General features: G+C 46.6%; 22 protein-coding genes. 6 read left to right on the top strand and 16 right to left on the bottom strand.

All coding sequences use genetic code 11. The annotated features are described in order from the left end of the window. Nucleotides 1-71: 71 nt before the first annotated feature. The 3 genes from tlpB (CXL14_RS08580) to tlpB (CXL14_RS08570) form a co-directional block, all read right to left on the bottom strand. On the bottom strand, nucleotides 72-2,057 hold the full coding sequence (tlpB, locus tag CXL14_RS08580) for a methyl-accepting chemotaxis protein (protein ID WP_014418732.1): 1,986 nt from the start codon (nucleotides 2,055-2,057) through the stop codon (nucleotides 72-74). Nucleotides 2,058-2,184: 127 nt separating this feature from the next. Further along, on the bottom strand, nucleotides 2,185-4,173 hold the full coding sequence (gene tlpB, locus CXL14_RS08575) for a methyl-accepting chemotaxis protein (RefSeq protein WP_088056432.1): 1,989 nt from the start codon (nucleotides 4,171-4,173) through the stop codon (nucleotides 2,185-2,187). A gap of 184 nt (nucleotides 4,174-4,357) precedes the next feature. Continuing rightward, complete coding sequence (tlpB, locus tag CXL14_RS08570; RefSeq protein ID WP_053285196.1) at nucleotides 4,358-6,343, bottom strand: methyl-accepting chemotaxis protein; 1,986 nt, start codon at nucleotides 6,341-6,343, stop codon at nucleotides 4,358-4,360. Nucleotides 6,344-6,485: 142 nt separating this feature from the next. On the opposite strand from tlpB (CXL14_RS08570), the gene CXL14_RS08565 reads away from it, so the two are divergent. Next, nucleotides 6,486-7,223, top strand: a complete 738-nt coding sequence (locus tag CXL14_RS08565) for a protein-glutamine gamma-glutamyltransferase (protein WP_053285195.1) — start codon at nucleotides 6,486-6,488, stop codon at nucleotides 7,221-7,223. A 17-nt stretch (nucleotides 7,224-7,240) separates the two neighbouring features. Here the strand turns inward: CXL14_RS08565 and CXL14_RS08560 are convergent, their stop codons facing one another. The 7 genes from CXL14_RS08560 to CXL14_RS08530 form a co-directional block, all read right to left on the bottom strand. Further along, nucleotides 7,241-7,492, bottom strand: coding sequence for a hypothetical protein (locus CXL14_RS08560; RefSeq protein ID WP_014418736.1), 252 nt, complete (start codon nucleotides 7,490-7,492; stop codon nucleotides 7,241-7,243). A gap of 25 nt (nucleotides 7,493-7,517) precedes the next feature. Beyond that, on the bottom strand, nucleotides 7,518-8,549 hold the full coding sequence (locus tag CXL14_RS08555; protein ID WP_014418737.1) for a nitronate monooxygenase: 1,032 nt from the start codon (nucleotides 8,547-8,549) through the stop codon (nucleotides 7,518-7,520). Further along, the gene (locus tag CXL14_RS08550; protein ID WP_014418738.1) at nucleotides 8,542-8,964 is read right to left on the bottom strand and encodes a secondary thiamine-phosphate synthase enzyme YjbQ; all 423 of its coding nucleotides are present in this window, start codon (nucleotides 8,962-8,964) and stop codon (nucleotides 8,542-8,544) included. The genes CXL14_RS08555 and CXL14_RS08550 overlap by 8 nt, the downstream gene beginning before the upstream one ends. Before the next feature lie 121 nt (nucleotides 8,965-9,085). After that, nucleotides 9,086-10,744, bottom strand: coding sequence for a glycoside hydrolase family 13 protein (locus CXL14_RS08545; RefSeq protein WP_014418739.1), 1,659 nt, complete (start codon nucleotides 10,742-10,744; stop codon nucleotides 9,086-9,088). 90 nt (nucleotides 10,745-10,834) lie between these two features. Further along, the gene (locus CXL14_RS08540; protein ID WP_007408640.1) at nucleotides 10,835-12,124 is read right to left on the bottom strand and encodes a hemolysin family protein; all 1,290 of its coding nucleotides are present in this window, start codon (nucleotides 12,122-12,124) and stop codon (nucleotides 10,835-10,837) included. Nucleotides 12,125-12,166: 42 nt separating this feature from the next. Further along, nucleotides 12,167-12,844, bottom strand: coding sequence for a zinc metallopeptidase (locus CXL14_RS08535; RefSeq protein ID WP_003152125.1), 678 nt, complete (start codon nucleotides 12,842-12,844; stop codon nucleotides 12,167-12,169). A 46-nt stretch (nucleotides 12,845-12,890) separates the two neighbouring features. Then, nucleotides 12,891-13,154, bottom strand: a complete 264-nt coding sequence (locus CXL14_RS08530; RefSeq protein WP_014418740.1) for a YuzI family membrane protein — start codon at nucleotides 13,152-13,154, stop codon at nucleotides 12,891-12,893. A gap of 132 nt (nucleotides 13,155-13,286) precedes the next feature. Between CXL14_RS08530 and CXL14_RS08525 the strand changes: the two genes are divergently transcribed. Together CXL14_RS08525 and CXL14_RS08520 are read left to right on the top strand one after the other, a co-directional pair. Beyond that, nucleotides 13,287-13,541, top strand: a complete 255-nt coding sequence (locus CXL14_RS08525; protein ID WP_003152123.1) for a protein mistic — start codon at nucleotides 13,287-13,289, stop codon at nucleotides 13,539-13,541. Next, entirely contained in the window at nucleotides 13,538-14,524 is a 987-nt protein-coding gene (locus CXL14_RS08520) for a potassium channel family protein (protein ID WP_014418741.1), read from the top strand. Before CXL14_RS08525 ends, CXL14_RS08520 begins: the two co-directional genes overlap by 4 nt. On the opposite strand, the gene CXL14_RS08515 is transcribed toward CXL14_RS08520, so the two are convergent. The 3 genes from CXL14_RS08515 to CXL14_RS08505 form a co-directional block, all read right to left on the bottom strand. Further along, nucleotides 14,521-14,925 (bottom strand): YugN-like family protein, encoded by a 405-nt coding sequence (locus CXL14_RS08515; protein WP_014418742.1) that lies wholly within the window; start codon nucleotides 14,923-14,925, stop codon nucleotides 14,521-14,523. The genes CXL14_RS08520 and CXL14_RS08515 overlap by 4 nt on opposite strands. A 22-nt stretch (nucleotides 14,926-14,947) precedes the next feature. Next, nucleotides 14,948-15,301: a hypothetical protein gene (locus tag CXL14_RS08510; protein WP_014418743.1), complete on the bottom strand. Its 354-nt coding sequence runs from the start codon at nucleotides 15,299-15,301 to the stop codon at nucleotides 14,948-14,950. Between the two features lie 65 nt (nucleotides 15,302-15,366). Then, entirely contained in the window at nucleotides 15,367-16,719 is a 1,353-nt protein-coding gene (locus tag CXL14_RS08505) for a glucose-6-phosphate isomerase (RefSeq protein WP_007408647.1), read from the bottom strand. Between the two features lie 397 nt (nucleotides 16,720-17,116). On the opposite strand from CXL14_RS08505, the gene CXL14_RS08495 reads away from it, so the two are divergent. Together CXL14_RS08495 and ycaC are read left to right on the top strand one after the other, a co-directional pair. Continuing rightward, nucleotides 17,117-17,683, top strand: coding sequence for an NADPH-dependent FMN reductase (locus CXL14_RS08495; protein WP_014418744.1), 567 nt, complete (start codon nucleotides 17,117-17,119; stop codon nucleotides 17,681-17,683). A 124-nt stretch (nucleotides 17,684-17,807) separates the two neighbouring features. Continuing rightward, nucleotides 17,808-18,452, top strand: a complete 645-nt coding sequence (gene ycaC, locus CXL14_RS08490; protein WP_014418745.1) for an isochorismate family cysteine hydrolase YcaC — start codon at nucleotides 17,808-17,810, stop codon at nucleotides 18,450-18,452. 215 nt (nucleotides 18,453-18,667) lie between these two features. Here ycaC and CXL14_RS08485 read toward each other — a convergent pair whose 3' ends face one another. Then, nucleotides 18,668-19,840: an iron-containing alcohol dehydrogenase gene (locus CXL14_RS08485; RefSeq protein ID WP_003152109.1), complete on the bottom strand. Its 1,173-nt coding sequence runs from the start codon at nucleotides 19,838-19,840 to the stop codon at nucleotides 18,668-18,670. An 86-nt stretch (nucleotides 19,841-19,926) separates the two neighbouring features. Further along, a complete protein-coding gene (locus tag CXL14_RS08480; RefSeq protein ID WP_014418746.1) occupies nucleotides 19,927-21,090 on the bottom strand; it encodes an iron-containing alcohol dehydrogenase in 1,164 nt (387 codons plus the stop codon). 230 nt (nucleotides 21,091-21,320) lie between these two features. On the opposite strand from CXL14_RS08480, the gene CXL14_RS08475 reads away from it, so the two are divergent. Then, a complete protein-coding gene (locus tag CXL14_RS08475) occupies nucleotides 21,321-21,557 on the top strand; it encodes a DUF378 domain-containing protein (protein WP_003152104.1) in 237 nt (78 codons plus the stop codon). A gap of 47 nt (nucleotides 21,558-21,604) precedes the next feature. Here CXL14_RS08475 and yugI read toward each other — a convergent pair whose 3' ends face one another. Further along, entirely contained in the window at nucleotides 21,605-21,997 is a 393-nt protein-coding gene (gene yugI / locus CXL14_RS08470; RefSeq protein WP_007408653.1) for a S1 domain-containing post-transcriptional regulator GSP13, read from the bottom strand. Nucleotides 21,998-22,117 lie beyond the last annotated feature (120 nt).

The raw sequence follows: 22,117 nt of genomic DNA, 5'->3' as shown, positions 1-22,117 counted from the left end.
ATAGGACAAAAGATTTATTAAAAAAACTAAAAAAAACACCCAAACAGCACATTTGGGTGTTCTATGACCTATTAATCTATTTTAAATCGTTTCGTCATATCACGTAATTCTTCCGCCATTTGGGATAACGTTTCCGAAGACGAACTGATTTCTTCCATTGAAGCCAGCTGTTCTTCGGCGGAGGCCGCGATATCCTGAATGCTGGCGGAGCTTTCTTTTGCAATGGACGCGATTTGCTCAGAAGCTCCTGAAATCTGCTGAGATCCTGCTGTCAGCTGTTCTACCGTCGCATTCATATTTTGAATTTCTCCGGCGATCTGGTTCGTCATTTCAGAAATCCGTTTGAAGCTCGTTTCGGTCTGATTCGTAATATCCAGTCCGCTCTCCACCTCTTTGTTGACGGATTGGAACATGCCGAGAGATGTATTGATTTCGTTGACGATTTCTATAATTAAGCTTTCGATTTCTTTCGCTGAATCGGCAGACTGGACCGCAAGTTTTCTGACCTCTTCGGCGACGACTGAGAAGCCCCGGCCGTATTCACCCGCACGCGCGGCTTCAATTGCCGCGTTCAGCGCAAGAAGGTTTGTCTGATCAGCGATTCCGTTAATGACACGGAGAATGTTTGTAATGTCTTTTGATTTTGTTTCAAGTCCGCGCACCACTTGTTCAGCTTCTTTCACTGACCGGTCAATGACGTTCATTTGGCCGACCGTCTGGTGGACGAGCTTTCCGCCTGAATTGGCGACTTCCGCTGATGTGGCGGAGGATTCGGTAATGACGGCAGATGCTTTCGCCATATCTTTAAGCCCGCTGTTCATTTGGTAAATATGTTCCGCCGCGCTTTCAATATTTTCACTTTGGCTTTCATTTCCGTTAGAAAATTGTTCGATCGCCAATGTGATATGTTCGGTTGCCTTGCTTGTCTGCTCCGCTGAAGCCGTCAGCTCCTCTGAGGAAGATGCGACGTTATTCACGGAATCCTGGATGGCATGGATGAGAGACCTGAGCGAAGCGGCCATATTGTTAAAGCTTTTGCCAAGCTCGCCTAATTCATCTTTTGACTGGATCTCGATCGTTTCTGTTAAATCGCCTTCACTGATCTGTTTCGATGATGTCACAAGCTGCTTGAGCGGTTTTGTGATTGAACGGATAATCAGCACCATGACGATGGTTCCGATCACAATCGCTAATACGAGAACGAGCAGGGACAGATGAAGAATCGGCAGGGCCGCTTCATGAATTTCGTCCAGATACATCGTTCCGGTAATCTTCCAGCCTGTCAGCTTGTTCGTATCATAAACCATTTTCTTTTCCTGGCCGTCGTATTTGTATTGAAAATCACCTTTTTTGCTGGTGAACAGCCGTTCGGCCCACTCCCCGTTTAATACTGTGCCTGATGTGCGGTTCGGGTGGGCGACCACTTTTTTGTCTTTCGTCAGGATAAAAGCGTAGCCGGATTTTCCGATGTTCACTTTCTTTGTCGTTTTCAGAAGCTCATCGATTTTCATATTGATGGCGACGACTCCTGAGCCGTCTTTCGTCTGCTGAACGACCGTCACGACCATCGTATTGGTGGAAGCCGTGCGGTAAGGATCTGTTACAACAACTTTCCCCTTATTTTCCACGGCCTTTTTATACCAGTCTCTTTCAATCGGATTATATCCTTTAGGCATCTGCAGATCCGGATACCGTGTGAAATGTCCTTCCGTGTCACTCGTAAAAATGGATTCCACGTCTTTATTGATCTTCATGTACTCTGTGAATTTATCGGTAATTTGCGATTGGTTTTTCGGCTTGTACCGATCCTTTGTGAGCCAATCGCTGAAATATGCCGTTCCGTCTTCCTTTTGGCTGATGCTTGTGTTGATCATATCGTTAATCTGCTGCACATTATCTAATGCGCTTCCCATCATCTGCCTGTCAAGCGTGCTTACCGCCGATTGATAGGCGATAAAAGCCAGCGTTGAAATAGGAAGAATGAGAATGGCCAAAAAAGAAATGAGCAGTTTTCTTGTAAGCGATCTCTGCTTGATGATTTGCACAATTTTTTTCATCTGCTATATCTCCTCTTGCGTGTTTACCCTTCATATCGGCAATTATGGGTAATTATACACATCCAAAAAGAAGAAATATAACGAAACGTACTTTTTACCTATTGTTAAATTAGTCTTTTAGACTCAATTAAGAGTTTATCTTAAAACGCTTTGTCAGTTCGCGTAATTCTTCCGCCATTTTTTCCAGCGTGACGGCGGAGGAACTGATCTCCTCCATGGACGCAAGCTGCTCTTCAGCTGAAGCCGCGATGTCCTGAATGCCGGCCGCGCTTTGTCTGGAGACGGCCGCGATATCCTCTGAAGCGTTTGATACTTCCTGAGACCCGGCAGAAAGCTGTTCCACGGTTGCATTCATATTTTGCAGTTCACCGGCAATCTGATTTGTTTTAACGGAAATGTCCCGGAAGCTTTTTTCCGTTTCGTCCGTTAACTGAAGTCCGCTTTTCACCTCGTGATTGACGGATTCCAGCATTCCGAGCGAAGTATGAATTTCTTTGACGATTTCATGAATTAAGGATTCGATTTCTTTCGCTGAATCGGCGGATTGGACGGCAAGCTTTCTCACTTCTTCGGCAACGACTGAAAAACCGCGTCCGTATTCTCCCGCTCTTGCCGCTTCAATGGCTGCATTTAAAGCAAGGAGATTCGTTTGATCGGCAATGCCGTTAATGACGCGCAAAATGCTGTTGATGTCCTGCGATTTGAGTTCAAGCCCTTGTACGACTTGCTCCGCTTTGCTTACGGATTGGTCAATGGCGCCCATCTGGCCGGCTGTTTTCTTGACAAGCCGCTCACCGGCGCCGGATATCTCCGCCGATTCAATTGAAGTTTCCGTCACCACGGCTGCCGCTTCCGCCAGATCGCTGAGCCCGTCTTTCATCTCATTCACTTGGGCGGTCGCTTTATCAATACTCTCACTTTGGTCTTCCGTTCCATTAGAAAACTGTTCAATCGCAAGGGTGATATGTTCCGTTGCTTTGCTCGTCTGCTCAGCCGAAGCCGTCAGCTCCTCTGAGGAAGAAGCGACATGTTCAACAGAGTCCTGAATTCCTTGAATAAGCGAACGGAGTGAATCTGTCATATGATTAAAACTTTTCCCGAGCACGCCGAGCTCATCTTGAGAGCTGACATCAATGGTTTCCGTCAGATCTCCGCTGCTGATTTTTTCTGCTGAAGCTACGAGATGTTTTAACGGTTTGGTAATTGAGCGGATGACAAAATAAATGAAAATCATCCCTGCGGCAATGGCTATCGCCAATATGATAACGGCCAGAGTCAGAACCGGTCTTGCCGCATCTTTGATTTCATCCACAGACATGGTTCCGCTGATCTTCCAGCCCGTCGCTTCATTGGTCACGTACGCCATTTTTTTCGCTTTCCCGTTCAGCGTATATTCATAGACGCCTTTTTGCCCGCTGTATAATGTATCAACCCATTTTCCCGATACCGCCGAGCCGGCTTTTTCATCACTGTAGGCAACGGCTTTTTTATTTTTGCTGAGGATAAAGGCGTATCCTTCTTTTCCGATGTTCACTTCTTTTGTCATCGTGATGAGATCGTCGATTTTTATATCAATGGCGACGACGCCTGATCCGTCTTTCGCCGCGCGGGCCATGGTGACGACCATCTTTTTGTTTGAGATGGACTCATAAGGGTCCGTGATGATGGTTTGGCCTTTATTCTCCATGGCTTCCTGATACCATCTTCTTTCAAGCGGATTGAAATCGGCCGGCATATCGGCATGCGGATAACGGGTAAACGTTCCTTCCTTGCTGCTTGAAAATACGGCGGACGCTTTATCATTGCTTTCAATAAACTGCTTGAACCTTTCTTGCATTTCCGTTTGGTTTTTTTCTTTAAATTTAGCGCTTGTCGCCCATTCGCTGAAATATGCTGAGCTTTTTGTAAACATTCCGATCCGGTCATCAATCATATTGTTTAAGATTTGCACATTTCCTTCGGCGCTTTCCATCATTTGCTTTTCAACGGATGAAGCCGCCGAACGGTAGGCGCCGGCAGCCAATACTGCTACCGGAATAATTAAGATCAGTAAAAATGAAATGATAAGTTTTTTGGCTATTGATTTTCTGGCGATTTTTTTTGCTGTTTTTTTCAATTTTGTAAACCTCTTTCAATCATTTACTGTTTATATCGGCCGACTCCCTTTTTATTACATTGAAAATGAAGTCATAAATGAAAAATAGTTCTATGTACTCCCTTTGTATGCAAGACTTTTTATTTAATTATCCGGCTGTCACTATAAAAAAGGACGCCTTCCATCCGGAAAGCGTCCTTTTTTACTAGTTGATTTTAAATTGTTTCGTTAATTCCCGCAGTTCTTCGGCCATTTGCGCCAAAGTATCGGCTGATGTGCTGATTTCTTCCATTGATGCAAGCTGTTCTTCTGCAGATGCGGCAATATCCTGAATGCTTGCTGCGCTTTCCCTAGATACGTCCGCAATATCCGTCACCGCGGCTGAAACGTGCTGGGAGCTGTCTGACAGCTGTTCAACCGTGCCGTTCATCGATTGAAGCTTCTCGGCGATATCGTTTGTCATGCCGAAGATATTCTGGAAGCTTTCTTTCGTGCGGTCCGTTACGGCAAGTCCTGATTGAACTTCTTCATTAACGGATGTGAACATGTGAAGCGATGTATTAATCTCAGCCGTGATTTCCTGAATGAGTTTTTCAATCTCTTTGGCAGAACCGGCAGATTGGACGGCAAGCTTGCGCACTTCTTCGGCTACCACTGAGAAGCCTCGGCCGTATTCACCGGCTCTTGCCGCTTCAATGGCTGCATTTAACGCAAGCAGGTTTGTCTGATCGGCAATGCCGTTGATGACTCTTAAAATATGAGTGATGTCTTTTGATTTGGCCTCAAGGCCTTTTACAACCGCTTCCGCCTGCTGGACCGATTGATTGATGAGATTCATCTGCCCGACTGTTTGCTGCACATATTCTTCCCCGGTGCCGGCAGCTTCCTTCGATTGTTTAGATGCTTCCGTAATGGATGATGATGTGCGGGAAACGGCGGCGAGTCCGTCATTTATATGATTCAGCTTGACTGAGCTTGAATCGACTTTTTCGCTTTGCTCTTCGTTTCCGTTTGAAAACTGCTCAATCGCCATTGTAATATGTTCCGTCGCTTTGCTTGTCTGCGAAGCTGAAGCGGTCAGCTCTTCCGATGACGCGGCCACGTTGTCGACAGAGTTTTGGATCGCGCTGATCAGTCCGCGCAGAGATTCTCCCATTTCATTAAAGCTCGCGCCGAGTTCGCCCAATTCATCTTTCGAGCGGATATCAATGGTTTCGGTCAAGTCTCCGCCGCTGATTTGTTTAGAAGAGCGGACAAGCCGTTTCAGCGGTGACGTAATGGATCTGACAATCAACAGAATTAAAATGCCCCCGATGATAATGGATGCTGCAAGGACGATCATTCCCATCGTCAGCACCGGTTGTGAGGCGTCTTTAATTTCGTTGAGCTCCATGCTCCCTTCTATTTTCCATCCGGTCAGTTTATTTGTCGTAAACGCCATTTTTTTATTTTGATCATCGAGCTTGTATGAAATAATGCCGCTGTCTTTGCTGTATACCTCATTCAGCCACGGGGTTGAAACTTTATCGCCCGGTTTGTGGTCTTTATGCGCGACATAGGTTTTATTTTTGGACGTGATAAACACGAAGCCTTTTTGCCCGATTTTGATTCCCTGCATCTGCTTCAGCAGCTGGTCAATCGTAATATCCATGGCCACTACGCCTGTTCCGTCCTGCATCTGCTTTGCCACGGTGACGACCATCCTGCCGTCGCTTGCCGCGGTGTAAGGGTCGGTGACAACGAGCGTGCCGCCGGCCTTCACAGCGTCTTTATACCAAGTGCGTGTTCTCGGATCGTAATCGGCCGGAGTATTCTCCTTCGGCGCCTGTGCGTAGCTGCCGTCTTCCGTTCCTCCGTAAATGCGGGCTACGTCCTTATGAATAGACGTGTATTGCCCGAACTTTTCTTCAAGAGCAGACATGTTTTTCTTTGAGAAGGATGACCCTTTTAACGTTTCACTGAAAAATTCAATCGCCTTTGCTTTTGCGCCGATATCATTTGTAATCGTTGTGTTAAAAGATTCGATGTTATTTTTCGCGTTGCCTGAAATCTGATCATCCAGCGAATTGCTCGCCGTATGGTATGAACTGAATTCTAACACGAGAATCGGTATGATTAAGATCACGATAAATGAAATGATTAATTTACGTGAAATCGATGCCTTTGTGCACCAATTAATGAATTTTTTCATATTAAGCTGCTCCCTCAAGTGTGATACCTTATATATCGGCTCAGTCTTCACATTTTGTTAACATTTCCTCCTTTTTTATGACTTGATTTTCATTGCCCAAGCTTCCTGCATATCTTATAAAAAAAGAGAAAGGGGCGCGCAGATGATTATCATATCCGGCCAAGTGCTTCGGCCTCAGGACATCGCGAACTGGCAGACGGAAGAAAGCCTTGTTCCGTATATAAATGAACTGCTCAATTCTCCCGTACAATTCGATTACGGGTCGATTGCTGAACTGATGTTCGAGGTGCGGCTGCGCCGCCATATTGTGGAAGCCGCAAGAGAACTGCACGGATCAGGTGTGAAATTTGCAACTTTCGCCAAAACATACGGAAATACGGCTTATTGGAGAGTGACGCCGGAAGGAGCCTTGGAGCTGAAGTACAGAATCCCCGCTTCAAAAGCGATTCGGGACATTATTGAAAATGGGGCGTTTTACGCATTTGAATGCGCTACCGCCATTGTTGTGATTTATTATCTGGCCGTCTTAAAGACAATGGGTGAAGAACGGTTTAACCGGCGTTTCCGGGATATCACTTTGTATGACTGGCACTATGAGCATCTGCCGATCTACACGGAAACCGGCAGCCACTTTTTACGGGGAGATTGTTTATATTTTAAAAATCCTGATTTTAATCCTGCAAAGGCTCAGTGGCGGGGAGAGAATGTCATTGTGATGGGGAATGATCAATATTTCGCCCACGGTCTCGGGATTCTGACGGCTGAACAAATCATCCAGAGATTGAATTCTTTAAGAAAAAAAAATGCCGTGCAGCCGGCTTATCTGCTTAACCAGGCAACAAGGCTTGATGCACCCGCGCTTTATCAGATCATGCATTAAAACAATCCCATCGTCTGTCATTTTGACGATGGGATGCGGAATGCTTTTCTTTTCCGGTAAAAAGCCGTCGTGCCGAGCGCTTGGTTTGCAGCCCATTCAAACTTCTCTAAATCATGTCGGGTGACGGCTCTGTCCCGTCGGCTCCATTTAATGGCGCGGACAAAGTAATACCCTTTAATCGGCGCCATGGTGACTTTGGAATGCGGAAAATCTTCAAAGACAAACTCAATAGTCCCTCTTTTTTTGTAGGACATTTGAAGAATCTTCATCATCCATCACCTCACGATTTCTGGATTATGATTCGCACAATCCGTCCAAAACGGTTTTCACGTCTGTCGGCCCTTCAAGTTTCGCGGCGGACTGGCCGGCCCATAAAGACATATACTCCGCGTCTCCTGATTGAGCCGCGTGCCCGCGCATCGGCTTTGTCAGCGTATTATGCAGCGGATAAGGCAGCGTATTTCCCTCGTCAGCCTCATATGTTTTCATGAACTGATTCACGATTCCCCGCGCCTGTTTTCCCGAAAACAGGGTGGTCAGCCGCGTGTCGGCTCCTTTTGATTCGGCAATCGCTTTTTGATATGCCGGTGAGGCGCTGCTTTCTTCACAAAGGAGAAACGGTGTTCCTACTTGAACGCCGTCTGCACCCAAACATCGGGCCGCCTGCACGCCGCGGCGGTCAAAAATGCCGCCTGCCGCAATGACCGGGATATTCAGCGCGTCTTTAGCCTGCGGAATCAGCGCCATAAGGCCGAGAGCCGGTTCTCCTTTAACCGGCAGAAACGACCCGCGATGTCCGCCGGCTTCTATTCCCTGAAGGATAACGGCGTCCATCCCCCGTTCTTCAAAAGCCTTCGCTTCCTCCGGCGTTGTCGCCGTGCCGAAAAGGAAACAACCGCTTTTCTTCAGCTTTTCCGCCGTTTCTTCCGGCGGCAGGCCGAAGGTGAATGAACACGCTTTGACTCCGTAACGGATCAGAAGCTCCGCTTTTTCCTCGAAATCATTCCATTCTTCTTTCAGATCAGAGAACGGCTTGGCGTCTTTTGCCCTCGGGATGCGGGCTTTCCATTTTTCAACCAGTTCCGCCTCAGGCATCTGCCTTTCTTCCGGGACGAAAAGATTTACTTGAAAGGAGCGGTCCGTCAGGTCTTTCATCTCGATAAGCTGTTTTTCAAGCGCTTGCGGGCTGACGTATCCTGAAGCGAGGCTTCCGAGCGCCCCTTCATTTGATACCGCCGAAGCCAGACGCGGCGTGACCAGCCCGCCGGCCATCGGCGCCTGAATGACGGGCTTTGTTAATGATAATGCACTCATCCACTCACTCATTTGTGTTTTCCTCCGTTTCAGCCTGTATTTTGATATAACAGGTTCTGTTTCGCGGACCGTCAAATTCGCAAAAATAAACGCCCTGCCATGTTCCGAGTATCAGGCGCCCGTCTTCTATGATGACATGCTGGGAGGCGCCGGTTGTACTCGCTTTCATATGTGCCGCCGTATTTCCCTCCATATGCCGGTCCAGTTCGTGTTCCCACGGATACATTTCATCAAACCTTCTGAGCATATCCCTCTTCACATCCGGATCGGCATTTTCATTTATGGTAATGCCGGCGGTTGTATGGGGACAGTATATGAGCGCCAAACCGTTTTTTACGCCTGTTTTGCGGAGAAACGCTACAGCTTCATGTGTGATGTCGATCATTTCATCCCGTCTGTTTGTTTGAATCTGCAATTTTTTCAGCATATGAATGCCTCCTTTCTTTTTCTCTTCCTTTCCCATATTCGTTTCTGTATTTGTCTTTTCCTGTCGGATCGCGATGATAAACGCAGATCACAAAAAACTTCAGCCTCGGGACTGAAGTTTTTCACCATATATATACGCGGGCCTCATAAGGCTTTAAAAGAAAGGACGTCACATGGCGGTGCGCTTCTGTTTCCGCGTTTGCAAGCACGAGAGAATCGGAGTCAAGCGGATAACCGGGATGCCTGTATAAAGCGGGGGTTCGGGACAGATTTGTGATGATCAGGGCGGTTTTTGTTCCGTTTTTTCTTAGATAGGCATAAATCTGCCGGTCATTCGGAAGCAGCAATTCATATGTGCCGCTGATCAATACACCGTGTTCTTTTCTGAGGGCGAGCAGCCGTTTGTAGAAATGGTATACGGATGTTTCATCCTGCATTTGTGATGCAGCATTCAGCCATGTGTGGTTCGGATTCACTCCGAGCCACGGAGAAGCATCAGAAAACCCGCCGTTCGCCTCACCGCTCCATTGCATCGGTGTCCGTGAATTATCCCGGCCCTTCTTCCAGATGATCTTCATCACTTTTTCATGCGGAACGCCGCGGGACGTCTCTTTTTCATACAGATATTTCATTGCGGCGTCATCATAATCTTCAATGGATGGAAACGAAACATTGGTCATTCCGAGCTCCTGCCCCTGGTAAATAAACGGCGTGCCTTTCATCAGCATATACATCGCGGCGAGTGCCTTGGCGCTTTCTGTCAAAAACCGTTCGTCACCCCATACCGAGACGGAACGGGGCTGATCGTGGTTCTCCATAAACAACGCGTTCCAACCCTTTCCTTCAAGACTGTTCTGCCAGCCGGACAAGACGCGCTTAAGCGCCGGAATGGAAATGCTTTGATCATCTTCCGTATCCCAGAGGCCGAGATGTTCAAATTGAAAAATCATTTGAAAGACGCCGTTTTCTTCACCGGCCCAATCAGCCGCCTCCCAAGCCGCCACTCCGTTCGCCTCGCCGACCGTCATGATCGGATAGCGCGAAAATGTTTCCCGTTTCAGCTCTTTCAAGAGATCCATTATGCCTTCCCCATTCATATGATACGGGAAAGACGGGACGTATGGGAGACCGTCCGGATTCGGCATGTCAGGGAGCCCTTTTTTTTTCTTAATGTGAGAAATGGCATCCACCCGGAAGCCGTCTATGCCTTTATCAAGCCACCAGCGGACCATCTCATAAACGGACTGCCTCATCGCTTCGTTTTCCCAATTTAAATCAGGCTGTTTTTTGTCAAACAGGTGCAGGTAATACTGGCCGGTCTCTTGATCATATTCCCACGCCGATCCGCCGAAAATGCTTTCCCAATTGTTCGGCTCTTTGCCGTTTTTTCCGTCTCTCCAGATGTACCAGTCCCGTTTTTCGGAATCTTTCGCTGAGCGTGATTCGATAAACCAAGGGTGCTCATCGCTTGTATGGTTGATGACGAGGTCTATAATCAGCTTCATGCCGAGTGCATGGACATCCGCAAGGAGCCGGTCAAAATCCTCCATCGTCCCGAATTCGCCGGCAATTTGTTTATAATTCCGAATATCGTAGCCGTTGTCCGCGCCCGGCGAGTCAAAAACGGGACAAAGCCAGATCACATCCGCCCCCAACTCTTTTATGTAATGAAGCTTTGCTCTGATGCCGTTAATGTCGCCGATTCCGTCCCCGTTCGAATCCATAAAACTTCGGGGATAAATTTGATAGACGGCCGCCGTTTTCCACCAATCCGTTTTCATACCGACACTCCTTTCTTTACATCATATGAAGGAGCGGGACGAAGAAGCATTTTTCCCATAAAAAAAAGCCTCATTGCAAAAGCAGGAGGCTCAGAAATCAGTTTTTTTAATTTCAACGAAGCGGATATGATGGTCTTCCGCTTCCAGCACCTTAAATTCACACCCTTCGGCATGAAACACATCACCATTTTTCAGCTCCATTTTTTGTGTTAAGAGCCAGCCGGCAATCGTGTCAATGTCTTCATTTTCGATGGCGATATCAAGAAGATCATTCACCTCTTCTATGAGCGCCTTGCCGTCCATCACATAGTGGTGTTCGCCTTTTTTGACGATGTGGGGCATTTCATCCTGGTCATATTCATCACGGATTTCCCCGACGATTTCCTCCAATATGTCTTCGACGGTCACAAGCCCCGCCGTGCCGCCGTATTCGTCAACGAGAATCGCCATATGAATCCGCTCCTTCTGCATACGGATCAAAAGCTCCTGAACGGGGATGCTTTCAATGACTCTGATGACCGGACGCATAATTTCTTTTAATTCAATGGAGCGGCCGAGAAAATACGCTTTAAATAAATCCTTATTGTTAATAATGCCGAGAATGTGATCTTTGTCTTCCTTAATAACCGGATATCGCGTATACCGTTCGTTGATGATCAAATGTATGGCTTCATCAACTGACTGTTCAAGCGAGATGGCGGCGATTTCGGTGCGCGGCACCATGATTTCTCTGGCGACCCGGTTATCGAATTCAAATATCTTATTGACGTAACGGAATTCAGATTGATTGATTTGACCTTTTTTATAGCTTTCGGACAAAATCAGCCGCAATTCCTCTTCACTGACCACGACCTCATGTTCTTTCACCGAATGAAAACCGAACAGCTTGACCAAAAATCCGGCTGAGCCGTTTAACAGCTTAATAAACGGATACATCACTTTATAAAACAGAATGAGCGGTTTTGCCGTCCACAGACTGACGGCTTCGGCTTTTTGAATGGATATCGTTTTCGGCGCAAGCTCTCCGATGACGACGTGCAGATACGTAACGGCGATAAACGCCGCAATAAACGTGACGACGTGCGTAATAGATGACGGCATTCCGATCAGGCTGAAAACAGGATGAAGAAGCCGCTGAATCGTCGGTTCACCGAGCCAGCCGAGTCCGAGCGCCGTAATCGTAATGCCGAGCTGGCACGCTGATAAATATTCATCGAGATTTGAAATCACCCTGTGCGCCGCGAGCGCCCGGCTGTCTCCGGTTTCAACCAGCTCCGCAATTTTTGAACCGCGGATTTTGACAATCGCAAATTCCGCAGCGACAAAGATGGCCGTTAATCCGATTAACAGCATAATGAGAATCAGTTTTAATATAAGCAAAAAAACCCCTACCGCAAACGGTAAGGGGCCACCTCCTTCGTGTTAATTCTCATCACGACCATTTAAGAAAATCATCACAAAACGAAGCAGCTCGAATAATGAAACGAGCGCCGCAGCCACATACGTCAGCGCGGCGGCGTTCAGCACTTTATTCACGCCGTGTTCTTCACTGTTGCGAATGAATCCTTCCGACACGATAATCCGCTTCGCCCTCGCGCTGGCATTAAACTCGACAGGCAGTGTGACAAGCTGGAAAAAAACAGCGGCCGAAAACAAAATAATGCCGAGTCCGATTAAGTTCAAGCTGCCCAGGAGCATCCCGCCCAAGAAAAGCAGAGGGGCAACCCCGGAGGCAAAATTGACGACCGGAAAAATTTTGTGCCTCAGCACAAGCGCGCCGTATGATTCCTGATGCTGCAAAGCATGTCCGACTTCATGGGAAGCGACGGAAATGGCGGAAATGGAGCGGCCGTAATATACCGGCTCAGATAAACGCACCACCCGCTCCGTCGGGTCGTAATGGTCTGTTAAAGTGCCTCTTACCGGTTCTACCGGCACATCATATAAACCGTTAATATCAAGAATCCGTCTTGCCGTTTCCGCCCCCGTCCGCTGACTGGAAGCTTCTACGTCTGAGTATTTCTGAAAATTGCTTTTCACTTTAAATTGTGCCCAAAACGACAATCCCAATGCAGCAATTGTTAAAAAGATAAACAGCATATTATCCTCTTCCTTTTTCTCTTATATCGTACGATCTGCTTATATATTATTTTAATGATTGTCCGCTTTCCTGTACAGAAATCCGCTTCTTTTTTCTGACAGGAATCAATCCTCCGAGCATGATGAGGATACACCCGGCCATTCCGATGTAAAACGGAAACGTGCCTGCGGTCTCTTTTGCAAAAACAAGCCATGAAAATCCGCCGGACATATGATTGTGTCCATTCAAATCAAAAATAAGCAATACGGCCGCCGAAGCGAGCAGCTGCGCTCCGGCCAGCGCCGCCAGCAGTTTTTGAATGACTGTCATTCGACTCACCCTTTTTCGGTCCGCTTTCTTTATCATATGAAAAAATAAGGGTGAATATGTTTTCGTCGATTTTTGAAAGACATCAAACGAACTGGGACATACTGTATAAAAAAAGATACAGGTGTGATCGACATGAAAGTGACAAATGGCGAGAAAGAACAGCTGAGCAATGCGATAGACAGAATGAACGAGGGGCTTGACGCCTTTATCCAGCTCTATAATGAATCGGAAAACGACGAGCCTCTCATTCAGTTTGAAGATGAGACGGCCGATTTAATCAGACATGCGCGTGACTCATACGGCCAGGAACAGCTGGACGAAAAACTAAACACCATTATTAAGCAGATTTTATCCATCTCTCTGTCGAAAGAAGAGCCGGACGAATGAAATCAAACCGTATTTTTATTTCCTGGCTGAGATGGCCGTTATATGTTCGGATCGGACTGATCATTATCGCCTTGATCTTATTGTTCGGCCAACTCATTTACATGCTTGAACCGAAGCAATTCACGTCTGTGTTTGAAGGGGTTTGGTGGGCGGTTATTACGGTGGCCACGGTCGGCTACGGCGATTACGTTCCCCAGACGCCGCTCGGGCAGATTGCCGGCATGGTGCTTGTATTAAGCGGAGCGAGTTTTGTGACCGCCTATTTCGCCACGCTTTCTTCAGCCGTATTCAGCAAACAGCACCGCTATGTCGAAGGGAAGGTCGCCTTTAAAGGCAAAGGGCACGTCATTCTTATCGGATGGAATGAGAAATCGCATATGCTGCTGAAAGAACTGCAGCACATCGCGCCGTCAAAAACTGTCGTCCTGATTGATGATTCATTAAGGGAAGGGCCGCTTATTGAAAACGTCCATTTCATCCGCGGACATGCCGCTGATGACAGTACGCTCAATAAGGCGAATGTTACGGAAGCCGATACCGTCATTCTGACAGCGGATCAGCAGAAAAATGAATCCGAAGCTGATATGCTGTCGGTATTAACGCTTCTCGCCATCAAAGGGCTGCATCCGTCCGTTTATTGTATCGTGGAAATTTTAACGGAACGGTATGTCAAAAACGCCGAGCGCGCAGGAGCTAATAAGATTCTGTGCACATCACGGCTGTCGAGCCGGGTGATGTTTGAGCATTACCGGGTCAAGCTGCAGCTTGCCAAACCGCAAACGCTGTCAGATCTGACGCTGGAGAAAAAGGTTCGCATCATTCCCGTTCCCGGGGAATTAAAGGGCTCATCTTATCATGACTGTGCGCTCTATTATCTCAAACGGAATACCACGATCATCGGCATACAAAAAGAAGAGGGGCCAATGCTGACCCCTCCCCTGTCATACAAGGTGCTCGATACTGATCTGTTTTTGGCTCTTTAATGCAGCAGGACGTCTTCCAGCTCTTTCACAAGCGAGATGCCGATATCTGTATATGAGCGGTCAATTGCCGCATCCCGCCGTTTCGGCTCGGAGAATTGGTTGAATAATGACTCAAAAACACCGCCGCCTGCGTGATCATCCGTTGCCTGCTGATAGACGTGCCTCAGCAAAAAGGGTGTGCCGATTGTAACGGCGGCCCCCCGTTCATCCAGGTGTCCCTTATTTGCTTCAACAGGGATACGGAGAAATAAATAGCCGTCCTGATCGGAAATTTTGTAATCAAAGAAACCGCGGTCATACTCCCAGCCGCCTCCGATGGTATAACCGATCGGTTTCAGCACCTGTTCCAGTTCGCGGAGTAAAAACGATTGCCCTTCAAGTGAAGATGGTATGCTGATCATGTGCATATGCTCCTTTTTGTCTTTAGCGTCCCCGCTCTGCGGCATCTTCATACGGCGCCCGGGAAGAATCGGGAGCGGCAGACAGACGCCGGATAAAGATAACGGCGCATTCAATCAGAACATACGTCACAATTGCGGAGAGAACGGCTTCCGTTGAAATATAGAAAACGGCGGCATAGAGAGAGCACTTCGTGATCAGCGTATGCATCCGGCCAATCTTCAGTTTCAGCCGGACCATGTCCGTAAACAAGCCGAGAGGGAAAGCGAAAAACAGGATGGTTTGTAAGAGGGATTCAGGAGACAGTTTTAGTGCCGAATAGACAATAGCGGCGGAACAGACGGAAATGACGGCATGCTTACATAAGAGTCGTATCATTCATCAACACACCTTTCACGGTTTAAAAAAGGCTGACCCGTCATGCTGAGGGCCAGCCCTTCTTTTTATTTTTCAAGGCGTTTTTCAAGCTCTGCTTTTTTCTCTTCAAAGCCCGGTTTGCCGAGAAGCGCGAACATATTCACCTTATAGGCTTCAACACCCGGCTGATCAAACGGGTTGACTCCGAGCAGATAACCGCTCATCGCCACCGCTTTTTCAAAGAAATAGACGAGATATCCAAATGTATATGCATTAAGCTCCGGAATGTTGACAATTAAGTTCGGCACTTTTCCGTCTGTATGGGCAAGCATCGTGCCTTCGAACGCTTTTTTGTTGACGAAATCGACCGTTTTTCCGGCTAAGTAATTTAAGCCGTCGAGATCATTTTCCGCTTCTTCAATTGTCAGCTCATGCTTCGGTTTTTCAACGTTTAATACAGTTTCAAACAGATCGCGTCTGCCTTCCTGCACGTATTGACCGAGAGAGTGAAGGTCTGTTGAGAAGTTAGCGGAAGAAGGATAGATGCCTTTTTCATCTTTTCCTTCACTTTCGCCGAAGAGCTGCTTCCACCATTCCGCAAAGTATTGCAGCGCAGGCTCATAGTTGATGAGCATTTCAATGGTTCTTCCTTTATTATACAGAACGTTGCGGACGACGGCGTATTGGTAAGCCGCGTTCTCTTCTAATTCCGAGCTGGAAAAGTCTTTGCTTGCATCAAGAGCGCCTTTCATCATTTCATCGATATCAGCCCCGCTTACCGCAATCGGCAGAAGGCCTACCGCTGTCAGAACGGAGAAACGTCCGCCGACATCATCAGGAATAACGAATGATTCGAAGCCTTCTTCATTAGAAAGCGTTTTTAAAGCGCCGCGCTCTTTATCTGTCGTCGCGTAAATCCGCGCTTTCGCTTCTTCTTTTCCGTATTTTTCTTCAAGAAGTTTGCGGAAAATCCGGAAAGCGATTGCAGGTTCCGTCGTCGTGCCTGATTTAGAAATGACATTGATAGAGAAATCAGCGTCTTCTAAAAGATCCATAACATCTTTCATATAAGTTGAGCTGATATTGTTGCCGATAAAGATAACTTGAGGGTTTTTGCGCTTGTCTTTCGGCAGGACGTTATAGAAAGAATGATTGAGCGCTTCAATCGCCGCGCGGGCGCCTAAGTATGAACCGCCGATACCCACGACGAGAAGCACGTCTGAATCTGATTTGATTTTTTCAGCGCTTTTTTTAATGCGCGCGAATTCTTCTTTATCGTAGTTTTCAGGGAGGTCCACCCATCCTAAAAAGTCGCTTCCGGCGCCTGTTTTTTCATGGATATTATGGTGTGCCGTTTTTACGAAATCACGTGCGTATGTAAGTTCATGTTCATTGAAAAAAGGTAACGCTCTTGAGTAATCAAAGCGTACATGCGTCATTTGCTTGTCCCTCCATCACGGTGAATTGTTTTCTCTTTCACTTTATATGAACTCACCCGCTAAATCAAGTCATGAAGAAGGCCGGATGAATACGGGATTTGCGCTAAAGATGCGTTCATTTTTTATACAATATCCCGGATTCGATATGGTTATATTTGTAATAATCGTGAGAGGGGGAACGAATCGAATGTTGATGATCCAGGAACGTATCACCTTTACTTTGGAGCAGGATGACATCCATCGCCAATCCCGATGGGCCGGTTCTTTTTATATAGTACTCCTCTTGAGAGGCTGCCGCGAAGGCATATTAAGGCATAAATGTCCATTTTTAAAAATAGTGTCTATATTTGGAGTATCATGTTAAGATGAAAGTGATTTTAAACCGGGAGGTGATTTTATGACTAAAACCATTGGTCTTATTTGCGGAAGTTTACGAAAAAACTCGTATAATCGAGCAATTGCTCAATCATTGATTGACTTAGATAATGCGGCTCAATTTCGCTGGGTTGAAATAGACAGTCTTCCTTTTTTTAACGAAGATTTAGAAATTGCCGGAGCACCAGACTCCGTAACATCCTTTAGAGCTGATATACAAGACGTTGACGGCATCATCATTGTAAGTCCAGAGTACAATTCCGGAATCCCCGGGGTGTTAAAAAACGCATTGGACTGGGCATCGAGACCGCGGACCTCTTCTGTTTTAAACAGAAAACCGGTTGGCTTAATCGGAGCAACCCCCGGAGGGTTCGGCACTGCCTTTGGTCAAACGCAAATGAGGGAAGTACTCGAAGCTATGCAAGTCAATGTTTTGCCATTTCAAAAAATGCTGATTTCGCAAGTCCATGAGAAAATTGATTCCGCTCAAAACATACTTACGGATGAACAAACGAAATGTTATCTTCAACGCTATTTACAACAGTTCATCCATTGGATTGATTATGCTCCGGTTCCCGTTCCAGATTAATTGAAGGATCATCACCCTCACGAAAAGTCACCTCAGAAATAACTTTCTATCTATACAGCATATGAATAGATTTACCGTTTTCAATTCACAAACTTACTTGCCTTAATTCAAGGAGGATTATAAAATGTCTGATCTTTATTCCCGTCTTTCAAAAGATGATGCTGCCGTGCTTTTAGTTGACCATCAAACCGGCCTTATTTCCGGTCTCGTGCGTGACTATGGCGTTGATGAATTTAAAAACAATGTATTGGCTCTCGGTGATACGGCTAAATTCTTTGATTTACCGGTTATTTTAACAACCAGCTTTGAAAACGGACCCAACGGACCGCTCATGCAAGAACTCGTTGATCTCTTTCCTGATGCGCCAAAAATAGCCCGTCCCGGACAAATTAATGCATGGGACAATGAAGACTTTGTTAAAGCCATTGAAGCGACTGGCAAAAAACAGCTGATTATCGCAGGTGTAGTTACAGATGTCTGCGTTGCTTTTCCTGCGCTTTCTGCCATTAAAGCAGGCTACGAAGTGTTTGTTGTGACAGATGCTTCGGGGACGTTTAATAAGCAAGTAGCAGATGCATCACTAACCCGTATGGCTCATGGCGGCGCGCAGCTTATGAACTGGTTCAGCGTAGCATGCGAGCTTCAGCGTGATTGGCGCAACGATGTTGAAGGTTTTGGCGCATTAATCTCCAGTCATCTTCCCGGTTATCAAAACTTAATGGGAAGCTATATGGGGGCTCAGCGGGACCTTAGTACACAAAATGCATAAAAGGAGCGCTGATTGAATCAGCGCCCCTTTTTTAAATTCGAAGTATAGCAAGGCTCTTCATGATTTAGATTTTGTGTAAATAGATGATCGGCAATCGCAAAGTTAATTAATCCTTTTCTGCTAAATGTACAGAAACAGGGAGTCAAATCCGCAGCATGTGATTACATCTGCAGCTTGAAAATCTATTTCATCTTCACCCCGGCCGGGAATGTATCTTACAGTGACGCCTTTAAGATGGCAAGTACGTCATCTTTGTTCAGTTTTTGGAAATTGCCGAATCCGCCGTATTCCATTTCTTTTGCGGCGATGTCTGCGATCAGCTCAAGCTTGTCTTCACCGATGTCATAATCCGCAAGGCGGGACGGTGCACCGAGGCTTGTCCAGAACGCGGACAATTTATCGATCCCTTCAAGCGCAATTTCTTTATCCGTTTTGCCTTCAGTATCAATGTCAAACATGTTGAGCATCAGGTTTTTAAAACGGTCTACATTTGTATCCAGCGTGTATCTCATCCAGTTCGGGAACAGAATCGCAAGTCCTCCCGCGTGAGGGATGTCATACACCGCTGATACGGCGTGCTCCATCGTATGGGAAGCCCAATCGCCGAAATAGCCCATTTGCAGCGTGCCGTTTAATGCGATCGTACCCGCGTATAAAATCGTTTCACGGTGCTTATAGTTCTCAAGGTCTTCCAAAAGTTTCGGTGCTGTTTCAATTACCGTCTGAAGGACCGCAAAACACATTCTGTCCTGAAGCGGCGTGTTTTCAACATTGTGGAAGTATTGTTCAAATACGTGGCTCATCATATCCACCATGCCGTATACGGTTTGGTTTTCCGGAACGCTGAAAGTATTCTCAGGATCTAAAATGGAGAAACGCGGATGAGTGACATTGCTGCCCCATACGAATTTTTCGTTTGTTTCCCAATTTGTGATAACGGAATCAGGGTTCATTTCAGAGCCTGTCGCCGCAAGCGTCAGCACCGTGCCGAACGGGAGTGCGTCCTGCGCCGTTACTTTTTTGCTGTAAATGTCCCATGCGTCGCCGTCATATTTCGCACCGGCCGCAATCGCTTTTGTACAGTCGATGACACTTCCGCCGCCGACTGCGAGAAGGAAATCAATCTCATGCTGTCTGCACAGCTCAATTCCTTTATTTACCGTTTCCAGACGCGGGTTCGGTTCAACGCCCGCAAGCTCATGAACGGTTGCGCCTTCTTCTTTTAAGATGCCTGTTACTTGGTCATACAGGCCGTTTCGCTTAATGCTGCCGCCTCCGTAAACAAGCAGCACGTTTTTCCCGTATTGCTTCAGCTCTTTTTTCAATTGGTCGATTTGACCTTTTCCGAAAATCAGTTTCGTCGGATTGTAGTAAGTAAAGTTCTCCATTTATCATGACCTCCAAAAAAATCGTAAGGGAATTACTATAACACAGAAAAAAAGGAGCTGCCAATCCGGCCGCCCCCTTTATGTTATTACAATGATGCTTTCAGTATCGCAAGCACGTCTTCTTTCTGCAGTGACTTGAACTGTCCGAATGCTCCGTTTGCCATCGCTTTATCTGCAATCGTATCCAGCTTCTCATCAGAAATATCATAATCAGCGAGTCTGTTCGGAGCGCCGAGGCTCGTCCAGAAATCAGACAGCTTGCTGATTCCTTCAAGTGCGATCTCTTCATCTGATCTGCCTGTCTCGTCTATATCGAAAACACGGACGGCAAGCTGTTTAAAGCGGGCCGGATTTTCTTTGAGCACATGTCTCATCCAGTTCGGGAACAGAATCGCTAAACCTCCGGCGTGCGGTATATCGTAAACCGCTGATACCGCATGCTCGATGTTGTGTGTGGCCCAATCCCCTCTTGCGCCCATTGACAGCATTCCGTTTAATGCGATCGTGCCTGTATATAAAATCGTCTCACGAAGCTCGTAGTTCTCCAGATCATTGATCAGCTTCGGCGCTGTTTCAATCACCGTGCGCAGAAGCGATTCACACATCCGGTCCTGATACGGCGTGTTTGACGTGTGGTGGAAATATTGTTCAAACACATGGCTCATCATATCGACCATGCCGTAAATGGTGTGGTCTTTCGGAACGGTAAATGTGTTTACCGGATCGAGAATAGAGAATTTAGGGTAAACGAGCGGGCTCCCCCATCCGTATTTCTCTTGTGTCTCCCAGTTTGTGATGACTGATCCGGAGTTCATCTCCGAACCGGTTGCCGCAAGGGTCAGCACTGTTCCGAACGGCAGCGCTTCTTTCGGCTGGTGTTTTTTCGTGACGATATCCCACGCGTCGCCGTCATATTTAGCGCCCGCCGCGATGGCTTTCGTGCAGTCAATGACACTTCCGCCGCCGACGGCCAATAAGAAATCGATGCTGTTTTCTTTACAGAGCGCAACACCTTTGTTCACCGTTGAGACACGCGGATTCGGCTCTACGCCTGCCAATTCATGTACGGTAACTCCTGCTTTTTTCAGCAGTTCGGTTACTTGATCATAAAGACCGCTGCGCTTAATGCTGCCGCCCCCGTATACGAGCAGTACATTCTTTCCGTACGGCTTGATTTCTTCAGGAAGTTTTTCGACCTCTCCCTTTCCGAAAATCAATTTGGTCGGATTCCAATATGTAAAGTTTTGCATGACATCTCCTCCTTTGGCTTTATATTATGCAGAAAGATGACATTCAATGTAAAGCAATCCGCTTTTTTGACGGCACATCACGCGGTTTACAGACAGCGGCTTCCCGGGAAAGGCACTTGTACAGCTTGAGACAGTGTGTGATTTACACGGCGGAGAATGTAGTATGCATAGATTCTTTGCTTTGTCACAATCTATAACTGTTTCACGAATTCATAGAGGAGGTTGTTTACATGAGTGTTATTCAGCGTATCTGTCTCGTATTAACGATTATCGGCGCTATTAACTGGGGACTGATCGGATTTTTCCAATTTGATTTAGTAGCAGCCATCTTCGGCGGCCAAGGATCAGCTCTGTCGCGGATTATTTACGGTCTTGTCGGCATCGCCGGTCTGATCAATCTCGGCCTGCTGTTTAAGCCGAACGAAGAAACATCCCGCGAGGAAGCGGCAAATCCGGAAGTCAGATAAACATAAAAAAAGCACCGAACATACATATCCGGTGCTTTTTTTGATGATTATTTTTTGATAAGGTCTTTGCGGTTGGACTGTTCAATCCACTCTTCAAGCTTATCTTTCAATGTGTTGAAACCTTGCGGAGCAGATGTTTCTTCAGAAGCTTGAGCCGCTTTCGGTTTTCTTGGTTTGCTTTCTTTTCTTTCAGGCGCCGCTTGAGTCGCACGGATAGAAAGGCTGATTTTTCCTTTTTCTTCGTCAACCGCAAGTACTTTTACTTGTACTTCGTCACCGATAGAAAGGTGTTCGTTAATGTCTTTTACGAAACCGTGAGTGACTTCAGAAATGTGAACAAGTCCTTGAGTTTCTTCATCTAATGCAACAAACGCACCATACGCTTGTAATCCTGTTACTTTACCAGTGTAAACACTGCCCACTTCAAATTTTGCTGCCATTCATAACAACTCCTAAGTTAAATTAAATACAGATTATACGCAATTTAAAATTATATCATACAAGTTTGTTTTTCGCAAAGAGAACTTTTTTACATGATCATGTTTAAGGACAGAAAAATG

It is taken from the genome of Bacillus sp. SJ-10, from assembly GCF_002843505.1.
Classification (GTDB): Bacteria; Bacillota; Bacilli; order Bacillales; family Bacillaceae; genus Bacillus; species Bacillus velezensis.
Note: the sequence above shows the minus strand (reverse complement) of the source record. Positions and strands in the feature narration are given on the sequence as shown.